The organism is Ensifer sp. KUDG1, assembly GCF_050434285.1.
In the GTDB taxonomy this organism is placed as follows: Bacteria; Pseudomonadota; Alphaproteobacteria; order Rhizobiales; family Rhizobiaceae; genus Ensifer.
On the sequence record NZ_JBNDIG010000005.1, the window covers coordinates 173,538 to 189,109 of the forward strand.

General features: G+C 61.5%; 27 protein-coding genes, 1 tRNA gene and 1 pseudogene. 22 read left to right on the forward strand and 7 right to left on the reverse strand.

Features of this window, described 5'->3' with window-relative positions; genetic code table 11:
* Positions 1-73 precede the first annotated feature (73 nt).
* The 20 genes and pseudogenes from M2267_RS15240 (at position 74) to M2267_RS15335 (ending at position 9,368) form a co-directional block, all read left to right on the forward strand.
* On the forward strand, positions 74-307 hold the full coding sequence (locus M2267_RS15240) for a hypothetical protein (RefSeq protein ID WP_429115225.1): 234 nt from the start codon (positions 74-76) through the stop codon (positions 305-307).
* The gene (locus M2267_RS15245; protein ID WP_429115226.1) at positions 307-543 is read left to right on the forward strand and encodes a hypothetical protein; all 237 of its coding nucleotides are present in this window, start codon (positions 307-309) and stop codon (positions 541-543) included. The genes M2267_RS15240 and M2267_RS15245 overlap by 1 nt, the downstream gene beginning before the upstream one ends.
* The gene (locus M2267_RS15250) at positions 543-1,208 is read left to right on the forward strand and encodes a hypothetical protein (protein ID WP_429115227.1); all 666 of its coding nucleotides are present in this window, start codon (positions 543-545) and stop codon (positions 1,206-1,208) included. Before M2267_RS15245 ends, M2267_RS15250 begins: the two co-directional genes overlap by 1 nt.
* Complete coding sequence (locus M2267_RS15255; RefSeq protein WP_429115228.1) at positions 1,205-1,441, forward strand: hypothetical protein; 237 nt, start codon at positions 1,205-1,207, stop codon at positions 1,439-1,441. Before M2267_RS15250 ends, M2267_RS15255 begins: the two co-directional genes overlap by 4 nt.
* 1 nt (position 1,442) lies before the next feature.
* Complete coding sequence (locus tag M2267_RS15260) at positions 1,443-2,420, forward strand: hypothetical protein (protein WP_429115229.1); 978 nt, start codon at positions 1,443-1,445, stop codon at positions 2,418-2,420.
* A complete protein-coding gene (locus tag M2267_RS15265) occupies positions 2,420-2,668 on the forward strand; it encodes a hypothetical protein (RefSeq protein WP_429115230.1) in 249 nt (82 codons plus the stop codon). Before M2267_RS15260 ends, M2267_RS15265 begins: the two co-directional genes overlap by 1 nt.
* Positions 2,665-3,618, forward strand: coding sequence for a hypothetical protein (locus tag M2267_RS15270; protein WP_429115231.1), 954 nt, complete (start codon positions 2,665-2,667; stop codon positions 3,616-3,618). The genes M2267_RS15265 and M2267_RS15270 overlap by 4 nt, the downstream gene beginning before the upstream one ends.
* 2 nt (positions 3,619-3,620) lie before the next feature.
* Positions 3,621-4,034: a recombination protein NinB gene (locus tag M2267_RS15275; RefSeq protein ID WP_429115232.1), complete on the forward strand. Its 414-nt coding sequence runs from the start codon at positions 3,621-3,623 to the stop codon at positions 4,032-4,034.
* Positions 4,031-4,225: a hypothetical protein gene (locus M2267_RS15280; protein WP_429115233.1), complete on the forward strand. Its 195-nt coding sequence runs from the start codon at positions 4,031-4,033 to the stop codon at positions 4,223-4,225. The genes M2267_RS15275 and M2267_RS15280 overlap by 4 nt, the downstream gene beginning before the upstream one ends.
* A 143-nt stretch (positions 4,226-4,368) precedes the next feature.
* Positions 4,369-4,815, forward strand: coding sequence for a hypothetical protein (locus M2267_RS15285; protein ID WP_429115234.1), 447 nt, complete (start codon positions 4,369-4,371; stop codon positions 4,813-4,815).
* Positions 4,808-5,227: a hypothetical protein gene (locus tag M2267_RS15290; protein ID WP_429115235.1), complete on the forward strand. Its 420-nt coding sequence runs from the start codon at positions 4,808-4,810 to the stop codon at positions 5,225-5,227. The genes M2267_RS15285 and M2267_RS15290 overlap by 8 nt, the downstream gene beginning before the upstream one ends.
* Positions 5,228-5,437: 210 nt before the next feature.
* Positions 5,438-5,812 (forward strand): hypothetical protein, encoded by a 375-nt coding sequence (locus M2267_RS15295; protein WP_429115236.1) that lies wholly within the window; start codon positions 5,438-5,440, stop codon positions 5,810-5,812.
* A 1-nt stretch (position 5,813) separates the two neighbouring features.
* Positions 5,814-6,035 (forward strand): hypothetical protein, encoded by a 222-nt coding sequence (locus M2267_RS15300; RefSeq protein ID WP_429115237.1) that lies wholly within the window; start codon positions 5,814-5,816, stop codon positions 6,033-6,035.
* Positions 6,007-6,639, forward strand: a complete 633-nt coding sequence (locus tag M2267_RS15305; RefSeq protein ID WP_429115238.1) for a hypothetical protein — start codon at positions 6,007-6,009, stop codon at positions 6,637-6,639. Before M2267_RS15300 ends, M2267_RS15305 begins: the two co-directional genes overlap by 29 nt.
* A gap of 1 nt (position 6,640) precedes the next feature.
* Positions 6,641-6,916: a hypothetical protein gene (locus M2267_RS15310; RefSeq protein ID WP_429115239.1), complete on the forward strand. Its 276-nt coding sequence runs from the start codon at positions 6,641-6,643 to the stop codon at positions 6,914-6,916.
* Positions 6,913-7,506, forward strand: a complete 594-nt coding sequence (locus tag M2267_RS15315; RefSeq protein ID WP_429115240.1) for a hypothetical protein — start codon at positions 6,913-6,915, stop codon at positions 7,504-7,506. The genes M2267_RS15310 and M2267_RS15315 overlap by 4 nt, the downstream gene beginning before the upstream one ends.
* The gene (locus M2267_RS15320; RefSeq protein ID WP_429115241.1) at positions 7,503-7,904 is read left to right on the forward strand and encodes a hypothetical protein; all 402 of its coding nucleotides are present in this window, start codon (positions 7,503-7,505) and stop codon (positions 7,902-7,904) included. The genes M2267_RS15315 and M2267_RS15320 overlap by 4 nt, the downstream gene beginning before the upstream one ends.
* Complete coding sequence (locus tag M2267_RS15325; RefSeq protein WP_429115242.1) at positions 7,901-8,035, forward strand: hypothetical protein; 135 nt, start codon at positions 7,901-7,903, stop codon at positions 8,033-8,035. Before M2267_RS15320 ends, M2267_RS15325 begins: the two co-directional genes overlap by 4 nt.
* An 8-nt stretch (positions 8,036-8,043) precedes the next feature.
* Positions 8,044-8,202 (forward strand): annotated as a pseudogene (locus M2267_RS15330) (helix-turn-helix domain-containing protein); the annotation flags it as partial.
* Positions 8,203-8,222: 20 nt separating this feature from the next.
* Positions 8,223-9,368, forward strand: coding sequence for a tyrosine-type recombinase/integrase (locus M2267_RS15335; RefSeq protein ID WP_429115243.1), 1,146 nt, complete (start codon positions 8,223-8,225; stop codon positions 9,366-9,368).
* A 129-nt stretch (positions 9,369-9,497) separates the two neighbouring features.
* Here the strand turns inward: M2267_RS15335 and M2267_RS15340 are convergent.
* Positions 9,498-9,574, reverse strand: a tRNA-Pro gene (locus tag M2267_RS15340).
* 398 nt (positions 9,575-9,972) lie between these two features.
* Here M2267_RS15340 and M2267_RS15345 point away from each other — a divergent pair.
* Positions 9,973-10,137, forward strand: coding sequence for a hypothetical protein (locus tag M2267_RS15345; RefSeq protein WP_089043959.1), 165 nt, complete (start codon positions 9,973-9,975; stop codon positions 10,135-10,137).
* A 201-nt stretch (positions 10,138-10,338) separates the two neighbouring features.
* On the opposite strand, the gene M2267_RS15350 is transcribed toward M2267_RS15345, so the two are convergent.
* From M2267_RS15350 to M2267_RS15375, 6 genes are all read right to left on the reverse strand, one after another.
* Complete coding sequence (locus tag M2267_RS15350) at positions 10,339-10,875, reverse strand: MerR family transcriptional regulator (RefSeq protein ID WP_034803717.1); 537 nt, start codon at positions 10,873-10,875, stop codon at positions 10,339-10,341.
* Positions 10,876-11,015: 140 nt separating this feature from the next.
* Positions 11,016-11,354, reverse strand: a complete 339-nt coding sequence (locus M2267_RS15355) for an integration host factor subunit alpha (RefSeq protein WP_034803721.1) — start codon at positions 11,352-11,354, stop codon at positions 11,016-11,018.
* Positions 11,355-11,446: 92 nt separating this feature from the next.
* The gene (locus tag M2267_RS15360; protein WP_192447304.1) at positions 11,447-12,418 is read right to left on the reverse strand and encodes a beta-ketoacyl-ACP synthase III; all 972 of its coding nucleotides are present in this window, start codon (positions 12,416-12,418) and stop codon (positions 11,447-11,449) included.
* A gap of 4 nt (positions 12,419-12,422) precedes the next feature.
* A complete protein-coding gene (gene plsX / locus M2267_RS15365; protein WP_043611454.1) occupies positions 12,423-13,481 on the reverse strand; it encodes a phosphate acyltransferase PlsX in 1,059 nt (352 codons plus the stop codon).
* 202 nt (positions 13,482-13,683) lie between these two features.
* Entirely contained in the window at positions 13,684-14,235 is a 552-nt protein-coding gene (locus tag M2267_RS15370; RefSeq protein ID WP_043611453.1) for a YceD family protein, read from the reverse strand.
* Between the two features lie 89 nt (positions 14,236-14,324).
* Positions 14,325-14,864, reverse strand: a complete 540-nt coding sequence (locus M2267_RS15375; protein ID WP_043611452.1) for a ubiquinol-cytochrome C chaperone family protein — start codon at positions 14,862-14,864, stop codon at positions 14,325-14,327.
* Positions 14,865-15,002: 138 nt separating this feature from the next.
* On the opposite strand from M2267_RS15375, the gene M2267_RS15380 reads away from it, so the two are divergent.
* The gene (locus M2267_RS15380) at positions 15,003-15,509 is read left to right on the forward strand and encodes an outer membrane protein assembly factor BamE (protein ID WP_043611497.1); all 507 of its coding nucleotides are present in this window, start codon (positions 15,003-15,005) and stop codon (positions 15,507-15,509) included.
* Positions 15,510-15,572: the final 63 nt, after the last annotated feature.

A 15,572-nucleotide genomic window follows, 5' to 3' on the forward strand; every position in this document is an offset into this window, starting at 1 on the left:
CATATTGACGGCAACTGTGCGATTATCGCATACTTCTTTCATCAGCAAGGCGCTGACGAGAGGAACGAAGCAAATGGCGATGGTCACCCGATACAGCATCCAAGACGAGGTTGGCCGGCTCCTGACGATCGACGGCTTCTTCTCTTACGACGACGCCGATGCAGTCGAGTTCTGGGACGAAGACGAGGCCTACGAAGAGTTGGCCACAAACCCCGAATGCCGTGGTTGCTCGGTCGAGACGCACCAGCGCCTCTCTGCTTTCCCCGATTTCACCGCAACGCCCTCGATCGAGAAGGAGGCCGCGTAATGTCCTTCAAGCCCCGCCGCGTGAAGCTGCACGAACTGTACCGCGAGATTGAAGCCCTTGGTGGCGGATCGTTCTCCGCAGAAGACGAGGCCTACAACCGGGCCATCCTAGATGCCTGCGCGATCCTGCGCGCCTCCGGTTTCTCCGAAGGGTCGTTCATCGACCAGCCTGAATACGACAACCGCGCCAGCCTCGCCCGTCGCGAATTCGCGCCTGTCATCGGAGCGGGCCTGTGATGAGGGCGCCTCTTGCATCCGACGTCAGCCTTGAACTGGCAACTCGTGCCCACGCCGGCACCAGCCATACTCCTGATCGCCGCGGCGAAAGCGAAGTCGCCGACTACGTCGCGTCTATCCAGAGCTTCAACGACAAGCTGGTCGCCGACGCTGACACCGAAGCTCGCATGAGTGAGGCGGTGGCGCAGGCCGAACGTTACCGCGAAGGGTATATCAAGCGCCTCTCTGCTTTGTGGTCGTCCCGTAGCCGCATGATATCGACGATGATCACCGGCCCCGCGAACTTCCCTGTCCGGCGCCAGGAGAAAATCTGGAACGCCTACGAGAACCGAGCGAAGGAATTCTACGCTTGGCAAGACCGCGCGCTTAAGTCGGCACTGAAGGCCATCAAGGCCGTTGGCGCCCCGGCTCCCGTCGTCGACCCCAACGCCAAGACCGGCTCGGAAAGCAAGAACATCGGCGGCGTCGAGATCGTCCAGAACTTCGATCTGGACCGCGTGCAGATCCTCTTCGAAGGGAAGCCCGACAGCGACACGATCGCGAACCTCAAGGGCTCCGGCTGGAACTGGTCGCCGCGCAACAGCGCTTGGCAGCGCAAGCTGACCACGAATGCAATCTACTCGGCTGATCGCATCGTCGCAAAGCTGGCGGCGGGTGTCCAATGACCCGCCCTATCCAATACGCGTGCGACCCGGCAGCCCGGTACTGCGAGTGCGGACGATGCAGCCTGCCGCCGGCCCGCCACATCGACCTGGACGGGCTCGCCGAGTTCAACCGCGCCACTTACGGCGTCGCCACCTTCATCATCCTCCTCGCCGCCATCCTCGCCTTCATGGCGATCGGCTTTGCGAACACCGAGGAGATCCACCGCAAAATCGTAGCCGAGAGGACCGTCTAACATGACCGCAGAAACAAGCATTTGGACTTGGTGGCAGAACGCGCTGGCGGGCAACGTCGGCCCGATGCACGAAGGCCAGCCTGAACAGGGCTATTACCGCACGCGCTTCAAGGGCGGCCAGTGGGAACCAGTGGCTATCTGGCTCGACGAGGCCGGCTCTTGGCTGGCGATGCGCGGCGAGCGAATGGTCGACGCTGGCGACGCTTGGAACTTCTGCCGCACGCACCCGGTCAGCTACGAAGCCTATCAGAAGGCTATCGAGGGCGCTGGCTGGGACGACGAGCCGCCCGCCCCGGCCGCTGGCCACAACCTGCCGACCGATCCGTTCGAAGCGTTGAACCTCGAATTCCTGTCCGAGAAAGAGCAGGCCGAGGCGTTCATGAAGACGCCGGTGAAAACGCAGGATCAGGCCGACAAGGCCGCGATTTGGGCGAAGCGCCTTACCGCGATCAAGAACCGGGCCACCGACTTGCACAAGGTCGAGAAGCAGCCGCACCTCGACGCCGGCCGCAACGTCGACAACAAGTGGCGCGGGCTCAAGGAAGATCCGGACACGCTCGCAAAGAAGCTGAAGGCGCACGTCACACCGTTCCTGCAGGAGCAGCAGCGCCTCGAATACGAGCGCCAGCAGCGCGAACGCGACGAAGCCGAACGCAAGCGCCGCGAGGCAGAAGCGCTCGCCGCCCAGGCCGACGTGAGCGACACCGCCGCGCAGGCCGAGGCAGAACGCCTGCAGCATGAAGCCAACCAGCAGGAACAGGCGGCTCAGGCCCAGAAGGCGCAGGCTGGCCGCACTGGCGCCCGCGTCTCGCTCCGGACCTTCGTCTCGGCTCGCATCGTCGACTACGACAAGGCCATCAAGGCCTTGAGCAACCATCCCGAAATGAAAGCGCTCGTCGAGACGCTCGCCAATCGCGCAATCCGCGCCGGCGTCGAGCTCGACGGTGTTGAGCGCTTCGAAGAGCAAAGGGCTGCCTGATGACCGACGCAACCACAATCTCGCTCGCCGTCGCTGCCGTGAAGTTCAAGTGGCAGAAGGACGAAAAGACCTACGATTACTTCATTCCCGAAGGGCTCACCGTGAACGTCGGCGACAAGGTCGTCGTCGAGACGGCCCGCGGTGAAACCACCGTCGAGGTCATGGCGATCAAGCCGGAATCCGAACTGGCGCAGAAGAAGATCGTTCGCGTCGTCGAGCCGGAAGCTGTCGAAGGAGAAGGCGCATGAACGCCCATATCCCAGCCCTCACGGCCGGCGGCCAGGTCATGGCTATCGTCCCCCAAACCTTCGAGGAGACGTTGCGGGTCGCGCGCGCCGTCGTCGCTTCCGGATTGGCGCCGTCGGCGCTGGTCGGCAAGCTCACCGGCGATGATGCGGCGGCCGCCGTCGCGGTCGCCATCATGTCGGGCGCCGAGCTCGGCCTGAAGCCGATGGTGAGCCTTCGCAGCTTCACTGTCATCAACGGCAAACCGGCCCTCTATGGCGACGGCCTGATCAACGTCGTCCGCATGTCGGGCAAGGTCGCGTACCTTCGCACCGGCTGCGACGAGCGCAATGGCAAGATGGTCGGCTACTGCGAGGCCAAGCGTCTCGATACCGGAGAAGACAAGCGGGTCGAGTTCTCACAGGTAGACGCGGAGCGTGCCGGCCTTTGGCAGACCGAGGCCATCGTCACCAAGTGGAACAAGTGGGACAAGAAGAACGAGCAGAAGCCGAACGATAGCCCGTGGTATCGCTTCCCTCAACGTATGTTGGCGTGGCGCGCCGCCGGCTACTGCCTGCGCGAACTGTTCGGAGACGTGCTCGGCGGCATCCGCGATGAGTTCGAGGTCCGCGAGATCGACGAAGTCGAGACGATGCGGGATATCACGCCCGAGAAGCCGGCTTTGCCGCCGAAGCCGCCGGCTCCTCCTGCCCCGCCAGCCAAGGCCGTTGAGACGGTCGAAGCTGCTCCGGTCACCGAGCAGACCGAATCCGAATTCGCCCTCGGCGATTTCCTGGAGCAGATCGAGACCGGCCTTGCCGGTGCGAAGGACGAAGTGGAGGTCGAGGAGATCTGGACCGACTTCGACGCGCCAGCCGTGCTCGAAAGCAACGGTCACGCCGACATGATCGAAGCCGCCGTTTCGATCAAACAACGCCGTCTCGCTCAACTCTCTCCGCTGAACGGGGGCTGATCATGGGCCGCGCGCTTCTGGTTCTGGCGAACGAAACGTTCCGCAGCAAGGCAATCGACTGGATCATGCGTGCGCCAGTCGACACGAGGGTAGAGTTTAAGGGACCGAAGCGCACGACGCCGCAGAACGATCGCATGTGGGCGATGCTCACCGACCTGTCGCTTCAGCTTGCCTGGCACGGCCAGCAACTCACCCCCGAAGATTGGAAGCTCGTCATGCTCGACGCGCTGCGCCGCGAGAAACACGACCAGCTTCGCCTCGTGCCGAATACCGACGGGACCGGCTTTGTCCCGCTCGGCACCTCTTCATCCGACCTCTCCAAGGAAGAGATGACCGATCTGATCGAGATCATCTTCGCCTTTGGGGCTCGTCACCACGTCATTTGGTCCGAACCGAAATCGAAGGCAGCAGCATGACCCACCCGCTTATCCCGCCTGCCCTGAAGGTCTGCGACGCTCTGCGAACGCAGTCCGAGCAGAAGCTCGCGCCTGAGGTCTTGGTTCTGGATTCCGCCAGCGTCGCGATCGTGACCGACATCGACGGCGTCGACTACGTCATGACGATGACGCGAGTTCCAAAGCAGCGCCAGCGCCCAGAGGTGAACTGATGGCCCGTCGCGAGTTCACCAAATGCTCCGTGCCAGGCTGCGACCGTCGGGTCACCGGGCAAGGCCTGTGCAATCTGCATTATCGTCGGATGAGGCGCCATGGCGATCCTCTTGGAGGTCGTCAGACATTCAAGGGAGAGCCTTTGGCCTTCCTTGAAGCGGCCCTCATCTCAAACACTGATGAATGCATTCTCTGGCCATTCAGCACGGGGAAAGGCGGCTACGGAACTATGTTCCTCGACGGGGAATACCATAACGTCCCGCGTCTCGCCCTTGAGAAATCGGAAGGCCCGCCGCCCTCTCCCGGAATGGTGGCGGCTCACAAGCCAGTCGTTTGTCACAACCGCGCGTGCATCAACCGACGTCACTTGCGGTGGGCGACCCACGCCCAAAATTCGGCGGACACGATCACCGACGGTACTCGGCTGCTCGGCGAAAAAACAAACTCGGCTCGGCTGACGGCTGAGCAGGTTCTGGAAATTCGCAAGGACGACCGACCTGCCGCAGATGTTGCGGAAGCATACGGCGTATCGCGCCGCAACATTGCCGCGATACGCGAGCGCAAGAGTTGGGGATGGCTGCATGGCTAAGCGTCGCGAATTCTCAAAGGCAGTTTACGTCCAGATCGTAAAACGCGCCATGCATCCGAAACACGGGATCGTTTGCGAGGGCTGCGGCCTCGTGCTCGGGAAAAAGGCTTGGCACGTCGATCACACGATCGCCGACGCCTTGCAGATCGATAAAAGCCGGAAGCTGACGGCCGACGACGGCAAGCTCCTCGGCGTCGAATGCTGCCACAAGCCGAAGACAGCCGAAGACGTTGCCGTGATCGCCGAGGCGAAGCGCCGAGAGGAAAAGCACCTCGGCATCAAGCGCCCGAAGCAGTCGATCAAATCGGCGGGGTTCCCGAAGTCCGAGAAGGCCGCGCGTCGGTCTCCGAAGCAGGATCTGCCCTACCGCCCGCTGTACCGCCCCGCTCTTAACGCTGGAGGGGAGAACTAAAATGGCAAACGAACAGATTTCACCATGCAGCCATTGCCGCGCGAAGAACCCGAGCGTCAAGCGTCAATCAGGTAGAGGCCGTGGCGCTATGCGCATGCCTTGGTATCGAGAGACCATTTCGTGCGGAAGCTGCAACATCAGCGTGACTGCCGGGACTCCCGGAAATGCAATCAAGTTTTGGAACCGCAGCTATCGCGCTGAGGAGGTAGCATGAACCAGATCACGAAGGAAGCAATCGAGGCCGCAGCCGACGCCTATTGGGGGCGAGACGTGCTGCACGGATCGACCGCGCTTGACCAGATGCGCATCGCCCTCGAAGCCGCCCTCCCGTTCCTCCCCATTGCAGTAGAGGGGAAGGTCAAGGCGCTGGAGTGGGTCGAAGGCGCGCCGGGGACTTACACAGAGATAGCTGAAAGCCCCTTCGGTCATTATTCCGTCTGGGAGATCAACGGGACCGCCTGCTGGTCTCCTTGGAAAGCTGGTAGCGGCTCCATCGTGGATGGAGGCTTAGCCGGTGCGAAGGCCGCCGCGCAGTCCGACTACCAGACCCGCATCCTCTCGGCTCTTGACGCAGGAGGGGAGTGAAATGGACAGCATCGAATATCGCGCGCGCCGCGACGCGCAGAAACAGGCGGAAGCCGAAGGCAAGGTTGCCGACAGCATGGAAGTGCGCAAAGCGCTCATGCAGCGATTTCACGACGGCGAAATCACGCTCGAACAGGCTCAGGCAGAGCTTGCCAAGATAAAGCGGAACGCCAAACGCAACGGACAGATCACTCGTGATCAAGCATTTACGGGAAGGCGCTGACATGTACGAATCTGTCTCTCTGCTGAAACGCATGTCAGACCTTCTGGATGATCTCTCGCCTGAGGACACCATTGGCTTCACCAACGGCGCGAGGTGGATTGACGTTGCGACCGTGGAAGAAATCCGCAAGGCCGCCTATCCCTCCTCCCCCGGCAAGGACGGCGGGCAGGAGGTGGAGGCGGTCGTCAAGCCGCTGGCATGGAAGCCGGAAAGCACTGACGAAGCAGGTTACTCATCCACGATCGCTAAGACACCGTTCGGCTTCATGTACGACGTGTGGCGGATCAAGGAAGGCGCATTGTGGAACGGCGTCGGACTGCCGAAGGTTGACGGAGAACCGCCGAAATTCGACAGCCGAGAAGCTGCGATATCCGCTGCCAACGAAGACTATGCCGCTCGCGTCCTCGATCTGGTCGACACCCAGCCCGCCAGTACGGCGCTGGTCGAGAGGCTGACGAAGGCGCTGCAACAGATCGCCGATGCCCGTTGCGACCACGATATGGGCTTCGATCGTGAAATCGGCCCGCTCGGTTGCTCACTCGGCGACAAATGCGTTTGCGTCGGCCTGTGCACGATTGCCAGTCGTGCCCTTCTGGAGCTTTGACATGAAAATCGAAATCGAAGGAAAGCTTTCGGACGATCCGCGTTCGGCCATTCTCGCGATCGAGGGCGTGACGCGCTCACTCTGCCAGCAGACGGGCAAAGACCCGGCGGAAGGCGTCATGATGCTGCTGACGGCAGCCGTGCATATGTCCAACACGTATTCAGCCAGCCCGATCGACGAAACGGTCACGGCGATGGCGACCGCACTCGGTTATGCCGTCGTTGCCGCTGACGACATGTTCAAGCTGCGCGCTGCCACGCAGGAGCCCCGCCAATGAAGCCAACACCGACACCCGAGAGGATCGAGCAGATCGCCAAGATCATCGACAAATCAGCATGGCAGGCGATTGAAGACGGTCGGGATGCTTTGCCGCATAGCCTGTGGGGCATCCGTCGTGATGGAGCGCGTCGGACAGCCGCCGAGGTTATCGCCGCCCTCTCCGTGCCAGCAGCGGCGGTAGTGGGGGAGCAAGTCGAATGGCTGAAGGCGCGGCTGGCTTGGTTTCATCTTCCGCCGGGTAAGCGAGACCACGACACCCGCGAGAAGTGGCTGATCCAGTGCGGTATGCCCGAGGCTAACGCCGCCCCTTCCGCGCCCGATGGCTGGCAGCCCGAAGGCGTACTGAAATTCGGCTTTGACCGGATCAGCGAGGAGATCACCGCCGGCAGGAAGCAGAACGCGCTGACTTACCTGTCTTGCGCTTTCGCTGAGTTTTCCAGCCGCCAGAATGAACTGCGCCGGCTCGGCGCCCAGATGTCCAATGTCCTCTACAACCTCGCTCAGAGTGCCGATTTGCCGACCGCAACCCGGGAAGCGATGAAGGAACTCACGAGCCAGTGGGACGCCGCCCCTGGAGGCAAGCCATGACGGATCTTGTCGAACGCCTGCACAGATACCGCCCGATCGATGAATGGGGAGCCGGTGTGCATCACACGATCTGTGACGAAGCCGCCGCCCGCATCTCTCAGCAGGACGCCGAGATAGAACGGTTGCGGCGGGAGGTGGCCGAACTTCGCGAGATATCGGTCGATAAGGCGCGTGCCTGGGATGCGCTTAACGCCACATTTGAGCGCGGGCGCCGCAAAGGGTTGAGCGAAGCGGCAGGGATCGCGGAACTTGACGCCGATTGGTCGGCCTTCGGCAAAAAGGACATCGAGCCTTGGGATACCGGCCCTGACGCTGTTCGCGACTATCGGCTCGGGATTGTCGCCGGCAGAGCAATTGCTGCTGCGATCCGCGCCAAAGCCGAGGATACGCGGACATGACCGGTTTCGGCTTCATCGCATCCCTCCTCCTCATCTGGGCCTGGCTTGAGCCGGAAAAGGTCGGCCGCTGGCTCGCCCGCGTGAAATCCGGCGCCGCGGCCGCCCGCCAAGAACAAGGAGCCGAACAATGACGGCACCCATGCTACTCGACAGCGAGCAAGCTGCCGAACTCCTCAACGTCTCTACCCGGACCTTGCGCGAATTTGTGAAGGCTGGCGATATAGCCTACGTGCCGCTCGGCGCCGGCAGGTCGAAACCGCGCCTCGGCTTTACCATGGACGACATCAACGAATTCATAAAAAGCCGGAGAACCCGCGAGTGTCCGTCTACAAGCCGCAAAACACCCCGTATTATCACTTCGACTTCCAAGTTGCAGGTGTACGATATTATGGATCTACGGGCACAGCGAACCGCCGCGAAGCAGAAGCCCGCGAGAAGGTAGAGAAGGACAAGGCCAAGGCGGCTGCGAAGGCCGCCAAGCACGCCAACGGCGCCGGCCCTCTCACCGTGGGCATAGCCACTGCCCGATACTGGACCGAGATCGGCCAGCACCACGCCAACAGCGAAACCACCTGGACCGACATCAACCGCCTCGTCGATTACTTCGGCGCGGCGAAGCTCATGTCGGCGATCGGCGACGACGATATCGCTAAGCTCGTCCAGTGGCGACGAGCCCAGACAGCATGGGGCAAGGCGGAGACGAAGGACGGCGAGCCTATGCGGCTCGTGTCGGCCGCGACCGTCAACCGATCGACGACGCTCGTCATCAAGAAGATTTTCACCAGGGCGAAACGCACCTGGCGCTACGACCTCCCGCTCGAGCCGAACTGGCGCGACCATTGGCTCAAAGAGCCGATCGAGCGGGTCCGCGAACTGAAGCAGACCGAAAGCTCGTCGCTCTACCTCGCAACCAGGAACGACTATCAGCCGATATTCGATTTCGAGCGCGCTACAGGCCTGCGCCTGCGAGAGTGTATCCTGAAATGGTCCGAGGTGGATTGGCAGACGGGATGGATCACCAAGCTCGGGAAGAACGACCGGCCGGTTAGAACGGCGATCACAAGCGAAATTCGGGAAATCCTGCTGCCCCTGCGCGGGCACCATCCCGAATTCGTCTTCACCTACCAGGCGGCACGCACGCGCACCGGCAAGGCTTCATACAAAGGGGATGGGGAAGGAAGGAAGAAAGGCGACCGGTACCCGATCACCTATAGCGGGCTGAAGACGCAATGGAAGCGTATTCGCGGCAAAGCCGGCGTCGAGGACTTCCGATTCCATGACTTTCGGCATGATCTGGCGACCAAGCTTTTGCGCCAGACCGGGAACCTGAAGACGGTGCAAAAGGCACTCAGCCATCGCGATATCAAGACGACGACACGCTACGCGCACGTGCTCGACGAGGAGGTCGCTGACGCCCTCGAATCGCTATCGAAGCAGCGGCGCAAACAAAGGAAGAACAAATGACCGGGGCGCTTCGGGACTTTTTCGGGACTATCCGTTCCCGAACCAGCGTTTTGAGCGCGATATGTTCCGGTTCTCGCCTCTCGCCGATTGGCGGTAGCGGGCCAAGATCATTGAAAATAAAGGAGAAAATGGTCGGAGCGGCGGGATTCGAACCCACGACCCCTTGACCCCCAGTCAAGTGCGCTACCGGGCTGCGCTACGCTCCGAACCGAGGAAACCCCTATATAACCAACGCTTAGAGCGCAAGCGGGAAAATGCGGCCTGGATCGAAAAAGGAACAAACGGCGTGGAAAAGTATGCTTGGGAGCCGAAAGTCCGACAGGACATTCGGCAAATTCACGGCATGGCATCGCCCCCCGCGACGCGACTGCGGACAGAGAAAGCCCCCACCATCCGCGCGCCACTGGATGCCTGCAAGGTCCGATGCTGCGTGGCGACGAAAACACCGACCGCACGTCCGGCTACGGAACCTTCACCAAAACGAGATCCCGTCGCTCGAAACTTGCTGCCTAACGCAACGTGAGCTTGCCATCATGGATGAATTGAGGGACAGTTTGATACTGGCCCTTGAGGCCTGGAGCGTCTCCCCTTCTAGGAGAAAACCATGCCTCTTAAGTCCCTTATGGCCCTCACCGCGCTTGCGCTTCTCACGCTCTCCGGCTGTGCGACCTCGGGTTCGACCAACACGACCTATGCGCAGTGGACGGGCCCCTACCCTGAGCCTGACGTCTCCGCGGCGAGCCCCGGCGGCTTCCGCATCTCCTACTGACGCTTTTTCAAACGCTGTTGAAGATGGTCGCGCGAACGTCCTGCGGATAGGCGCGCATATGCTCCTCGCCGTCGGGTAGCGCGCCGACGGCACAGACGCCGTCTTGGTGATCGTATAAAAGATAATTGCGCCGAGACGGCTCGGCCGACATTCAGTCGGCCGTCCGAAAACGGTCTTGATCGATCCTCCGGAATGGCTTTCTCAGCGCACCTGGTCGAGCAACCGCTTGCACTCCAGGAGGTCATAGAGCGCCTCCTGTAGCAGGGCGCGATCTTCCTTGCCCACGGACGAGGATTTTCCAAGAGAGATCTCGGGCACGTCGTCACTGCTGCCGCCGAAGGAGAAGAAGCGGCGGCTCGCGGGCGCCTTGGCGCGGCCAACGATCTGATCCTCCTCGGAAAGACCAGCCTTCGGCGGTGCCGGCTCTTCGTTGCTGGAGGCCGCAAGCGCCTCGACGGTCGCGAGATCGCCGCTCGCAATCGCCGCGACGAACTTGTTGCCGTTGGTCTTCAGGAGCTTCTGAACGCCCTTGATCGTGTAGCCGTGATCATAGAGCAGATGCCGGATGCCCTTCAAAAGGTCGACATCCTCCGGCCGGTAGTACCGCCGGCCACCGCCGCGCTTCATCGGCTTGATCTGCTGGAAGCGGGTTTCCCAGAAACGCAGGACATGCTGCGGCAGGTCGAGATCGTCAGCGACCTCGCTGATGGTGCGAAAAGCGTCCGGGCTCTTTTCCATATCGTTCCCAATCCATGCCATGCGACTCAGGCTCGAAAGCCGACAATGAGCCGATACCGTGCCAATGATGGCACGAATCGGCTCCATTTCAACGGCTTATGGATGGGTTTTCAACCACATTTGTGGCTGTCGTCTGGCGTTCACGAAACGGGAGACACCGGTTTCTGCTTGGCCCTGCGGCCGAGATGCGCCTTCAGCACGCGCTGCTTCAGGACGTTCGACGCCTTGAAGGTCATCACACGCCGGGGCGAAATCGGCACTTCCTCGCCGGTTTTCGGGTTTCTCCCGATACGTTCGTTCTTGTCGCGGACCTGGAAGGTCGCGAAAGAGGACAGCTTCACACTCTCGCCACGCACGATTGCGTTGCATATTTCGTCAATGACGGTTTCCACCAGCTCGGCAGACTCTGTCCTCGACAGACCCACCTTGCGAAAAACCGACTCAGCCAAGTCCGCCCGTGTTACTGTTTTTCCGCTCATCTTCCCCCACCAACGTCTGGTACGCCGATCAGCGTCCGAAGACTATTGCCCTTGCCTTTTGCGGTCAAGCGCCTGTTGCTTAAGCAATTTCTTTACCAGCGGAGGAGCACGGAGCCCCAGGTGAAGCCACCGCCCATGGCCTCGAGCAGGACAAGGTCACCCTTCTTGATCCGGCCATCACCCGCCGCCGCATTCAATGCCAGCGGAATGGAGGCTGCGGAGGTGTTGCCATGCAGATCGACGGTCACCACAACCTTGTCGAGAGGGATACCAAGCTTCTTGGCGGAACCGTCGATGATGCGGCGGTTGGCCTGGTGTGGGACCAGCCAATCCAGATCTTCGGCCGTCGTCCCGGTCGCCTCGAAGGCGGCCTCGATGACGTCGGTGATCATGCCGACCGCATGCTTGAAGACTTCGCGGCCTTCCATCTTCAGATGGCCGACCGTTCCCGTGGTCGACGGGCCGCCGTCGACATAGAGCTTGTCGCGATGCGCGCCATCGGAGCGAAGCTTCGCCGTCAGCACGCCGCGGTCGGCATTGGTGCCCTCGCCTTCCTGGGCTTCCAGGATGATGGCGCCGGCGCCATCGCCAAAGAGCACGCAGGTCGTGCGGTCGGTCCAATCGAGAATGCGTGAGAATGTCTCCGCGCCGATCACCAGCACGCGCTTGGCAAGCCCGCCGCGGATATAGGCATCCGCCGTGGTGACCGCGTAGACGAAGCCCGAGCAGACGGCCTGCATGTCGAAGGCCGCGCCATGGCGCATGCCGAGACGATCCTGGATATTGACGGCCGTTGCCGGGAACGTGTTGTCCGGGGTGGAGGTCGCCAGGATGATCAGGTCGATGTCATCAGGCGTAAGTCCGGCGTTGGCGAGCGCGGCGCGTGCCGCACCTTCGCCGAGCGAAGCCGTGGTTTCACCCTCGCCCGCGATGTAACGCTGCCGGATGCCGGTGCGCTGCACGATCCACTCATCGGACGTATCGACCTTGGATTCCAGCTCCTGATTGGTGACCACGCGTTTCGGCAAAGCCGCGCCGAAACCGCGAACGACGGAACGGATCATCTATTCAAACCTCATCATTCATGCCGGCGGAAAGGGCCTGTGGCGGCTCGCCGCCATGGTACTTCGCCAGATCGAGCTCGATCTTCGCCTTCAGGCCATTCTTCACCATGTCGTAGCCGACATCGATCGCGGCCGCAAAACCTTCGGCATCCGCACCACCATGGCTCTTGATCACGACGCCATTGAGGCCAAGGAACACGCCGCCATTGACCTTGCGCGGGTCCATCTTCTCCCGCAGGCGGTCGAAGGCGCCCTTGGCCAGGATATAGCCGAGCTTGGCAAGAAGCGTGCGCGACATGGCAGCGCGCAGATATTCGGCGATCTGGCGCGCGGTGCCTTCGGCAGCCTTCAGCGCAATATTGCCGGAAAAACCTTCCGTGACGACGACGTCGACGGTTCCGCGACCGATGTCGTCGCCCTCGACGAAGCCGTAATAGTCGAAGCCGTCGATATTGGCTTCACGGATCAGGCGGCCGGCTTCCTTGACCTCTTCCTGTCCCTTGATCTCCTCGACGCCGACATTCAGCAACCCAACCATCGGCCGCTCGATCTCGAACAGCGCGCGCGCCATGGCGCCGCCCATCAGCGCGAAATCCATCAGTTGCTGCGCGTCCGCACCGATCGTCGCGCCGACATCGAGCACGATGCTCTCGCCCTTCAGCGTCGGCCAGATGGCGGCGATCGCCGGCCGTTGAATTCCCTGCATGGTGCGCAGACAGAAGACCGACATGGCCATCAGCGCGCCGGTATTGCCGGCGGAGACGACCACGTCTGCCTCGCCGGCGTTGATCGCGTCGATCGCTTTCCACATGCTCGACTTGCCGCGACCACGGCGAAGCGCCTGGCTCGGCTTCTCGTCCATGGCGACTGCAATCTCGCAGTCGTAAAAGGTGCTGTTGGCCTTCAGCTTCGGATATTTTTCAAGGAGGCCCGCGCACTGCGCTTCGATGCCGAACAAAACGAACTTGATGTCCGGATGACGTTCAAGCGCTCTTGCGGCGCCGGGGATGACGACTTCAGGACCATAGTCGCCCCCCATCACGTCAAGTGAAATTCTGACCACGCGTGTCTTATCCTTTATTTCTGCCACACAACACGTGCCGCCGCGGCGCACTCAACGGAAACGCATTGACGAAACATATTGCTTCTGACGCTTGAGCCAAGCACGCGGCAGATCGCTTTGGCGGCTCTTCTGGCCGGTTTGGGGCCAAAATACTGCTTTTCCATTGCGTGACAACCGAATTGTAGATGACGCTTTCGCGACCTCAGTCCTTTTTCCAGTCCTTCAAGACCGCAAAGGGGTTCGGCTTCTTGTCATCGGCAGATGTGCTCTCGATGCGCTCGCCGAACGTCACGCCGGGCTTACGGGGATAAGGGTCGATCGCGAGCGCAACCTGCTCGCTGACGACGACGCCGGCGTCGATGGTGTCGCCGATAAAGGTATCGGGAATATCGGGGCCGTCAGGGTCGAGAACCATCTCGCCGCCATCATTGCTTGCCTGGCGGGCAAGCCGCGATCCCTCGGGCACGAAGATCGCCTCGACCAGCTCGTTGATATCGGCTTCGACCGGCTCAAGCGTGACAACACAGCTCTGCACGATGCGGGCCTTGACGTCGCCCTTGATCTTCACGCCATCCTTCTTCCAGCGCGCGATCTGCAGATCGGCCTCGAGCGACAGGACATCGTTAATGTTCCAAAGCTCGGCAAGCGCCTTGCGCTCGCGCTCATTGGCGGAGAGGTGAACGCTGACCGCGTTCGCCGAAATGTGCCCTACCTTCACCGGGTAAGAAAAGGCCGGCCGGCTTTCGTCTTTCATAATTGGATCCTTCCTCGCGCGGGCTTACCTGGCGCCCATCGCGAATGCAGCCGCCGACCGGCTGCCGGTGGCGACGCTCTTGTTTTCTATTACGCCCCAGCCGGCGGAATGTGCAACTGGCCGACTTCGACGACGTCTTCCGCGACATCGACGAGCTGCGCCTCGACCGCCAGCAGATAGCCAGCAAGCGCCACCATCGAAGGCGCGGCGTCTCCGCCATCCGGATGGAAGTTGCGCCTCAGCGCTGCCGCCAGAGCCTCGACGTCCTTCGTTTCCAGCGCCGCCGCGTACGATTCGAGCCGGCCGTAATACATGCCGGCCAGCTTCTTCATCTTCTTCGGCACGCCGGCGTCACCGACGCCGAGCTCGCGGATCGAATGATCCACGTCCTCGAAGAAGGCATCGATGATCTCCTGGGCGATTTCCTGGCCCGCCCTCGCCGAAGCGCGCGTACGGCGGAAATAGAGGATCAGCGTTGCCGAAAGCATCTCGAACCGGCCCATGACCGTGTCCGGCACATCGAGGTCGGTGTAGAGGTAAGGCTGGCGTGCGGCCGCCGTCAGCAATGCATATTGCCGCTCGACAATCGCGGTGTTGCCACTTTTTCTTTTAAACAGTCCAAAAATCATCACAAAGCTCGGGCTTGGCTTTCTCGAAATGCGCGCAAGCGCCCATGACGTTGTTGCATGACAGCCGAAGCTGGTTTACCGAAGCAGGCACGAATTGCAATGGCGGATCTGCCATCGTTTCTCCAAGGGGAGCTGTCGTTGACGAAGCGGTATTTGAGAAAAAACTTTAAGACCCTCGGCCGCGTGGCGGTCGTAGCCACAATCGCCGGTTTTACCCTTTCCGCCTGCCAGTCCGCCAATGTCGGTGAAGTTCTCCATCAGGGCTATGTGGTTGATCAGGAAACGCTAAACCTCGTTCCGGTCGGCTCCAGCCGCGAGCAGGTGCTGCTCTCGCTCGGCACGCCCTCGACGACGGCAACCTTCGACAACGAAGTGTTCTACTACATTTCGCAGACGCGCAAGCGCCCTGTCGCCTTCATGAAGCCGCAGCTGGTCGACCAGTCGATCCTGGCCGTCTATTTCGACAAGGAAGGCACCGTCAGCCAGCTGGCTCACTACACGCTGAAAGACGGCAAGGTCTTCGACATGCTGACCCGCACGACGCCGACAGGCGGCAAGGAAACAAGCTTCCTCGGCCAGCTGTTGACCGGCCCCGGTGCAGGCCAGGCCGCGGCACGCAGCCTGTTCAAGGACTTCGGCAACTAAGCCGCCCCATTCCAAGGAAAAGGCCCGCGGAACGATGTTCCGCGGGCCTTTTTGTTTGCTCGG

Coding starts and splice junctions, on each gene's coding strand:
- M2267_RS15280 (WP_429115233.1), top strand. CDS start 4,031: ATGACCCACCCGCTTATCCCGCCTGCCCTGAAGGTCTGCGACGCTCTG.
- M2267_RS15375 (WP_043611452.1), bottom strand. CDS start 14,864: ATGATTTTTGGACTGTTTAAAAGAAAAAGTGGCAACACCGCGATTGTC.
- M2267_RS15295 (WP_429115236.1), top strand. CDS start 5,438: ATGAACCAGATCACGAAGGAAGCAATCGAGGCCGCAGCCGACGCCTAT.
- M2267_RS15370 (WP_043611453.1), bottom strand. CDS start 14,235: ATGAAAGACGAAAGCCGGCCGGCCTTTTCTTACCCGGTGAAGGTAGGG.
- M2267_RS15275 (WP_429115232.1), top strand. CDS start 3,621: ATGGGCCGCGCGCTTCTGGTTCTGGCGAACGAAACGTTCCGCAGCAAG.
- M2267_RS15325 (WP_429115242.1), top strand. CDS start 7,901: ATGACCGGTTTCGGCTTCATCGCATCCCTCCTCCTCATCTGGGCCTGG.
- M2267_RS15255 (WP_429115228.1), top strand. CDS start 1,205: ATGACCCGCCCTATCCAATACGCGTGCGACCCGGCAGCCCGGTACTGC.
- M2267_RS15240 (WP_429115225.1), top strand. CDS start 74: ATGGCGATGGTCACCCGATACAGCATCCAAGACGAGGTTGGCCGGCTC.
- M2267_RS15260 (WP_429115229.1), top strand. CDS start 1,443: ATGACCGCAGAAACAAGCATTTGGACTTGGTGGCAGAACGCGCTGGCG.
- M2267_RS15300 (WP_429115237.1), top strand. CDS start 5,814: ATGGACAGCATCGAATATCGCGCGCGCCGCGACGCGCAGAAACAGGCG.
- M2267_RS15265 (WP_429115230.1), top strand. CDS start 2,420: ATGACCGACGCAACCACAATCTCGCTCGCCGTCGCTGCCGTGAAGTTC.
- M2267_RS15355 (WP_034803721.1), bottom strand. CDS start 11,354: ATGAGCGGAAAAACAGTAACACGGGCGGACTTGGCTGAGTCGGTTTTT.
- M2267_RS15345 (WP_089043959.1), top strand. CDS start 9,973: ATGCCTCTTAAGTCCCTTATGGCCCTCACCGCGCTTGCGCTTCTCACG.
- M2267_RS15360 (WP_192447304.1), bottom strand. CDS start 12,418: ATGATCCGTTCCGTCGTTCGCGGTTTCGGCGCGGCTTTGCCGAAACGC.
- M2267_RS15290 (WP_429115235.1), top strand. CDS start 4,808: ATGGCTAAGCGTCGCGAATTCTCAAAGGCAGTTTACGTCCAGATCGTA.
- M2267_RS15350 (WP_034803717.1), bottom strand. CDS start 10,875: ATGGAAAAGAGCCCGGACGCTTTTCGCACCATCAGCGAGGTCGCTGAC.
- M2267_RS15320 (WP_429115241.1), top strand. CDS start 7,503: ATGACGGATCTTGTCGAACGCCTGCACAGATACCGCCCGATCGATGAA.
- M2267_RS15250 (WP_429115227.1), top strand. CDS start 543: ATGAGGGCGCCTCTTGCATCCGACGTCAGCCTTGAACTGGCAACTCGT.
- M2267_RS15315 (WP_429115240.1), top strand. CDS start 6,913: ATGAAGCCAACACCGACACCCGAGAGGATCGAGCAGATCGCCAAGATC.
- M2267_RS15245 (WP_429115226.1), top strand. CDS start 307: ATGTCCTTCAAGCCCCGCCGCGTGAAGCTGCACGAACTGTACCGCGAG.
- M2267_RS15310 (WP_429115239.1), top strand. CDS start 6,641: ATGAAAATCGAAATCGAAGGAAAGCTTTCGGACGATCCGCGTTCGGCC.
- M2267_RS15270 (WP_429115231.1), top strand. CDS start 2,665: ATGAACGCCCATATCCCAGCCCTCACGGCCGGCGGCCAGGTCATGGCT.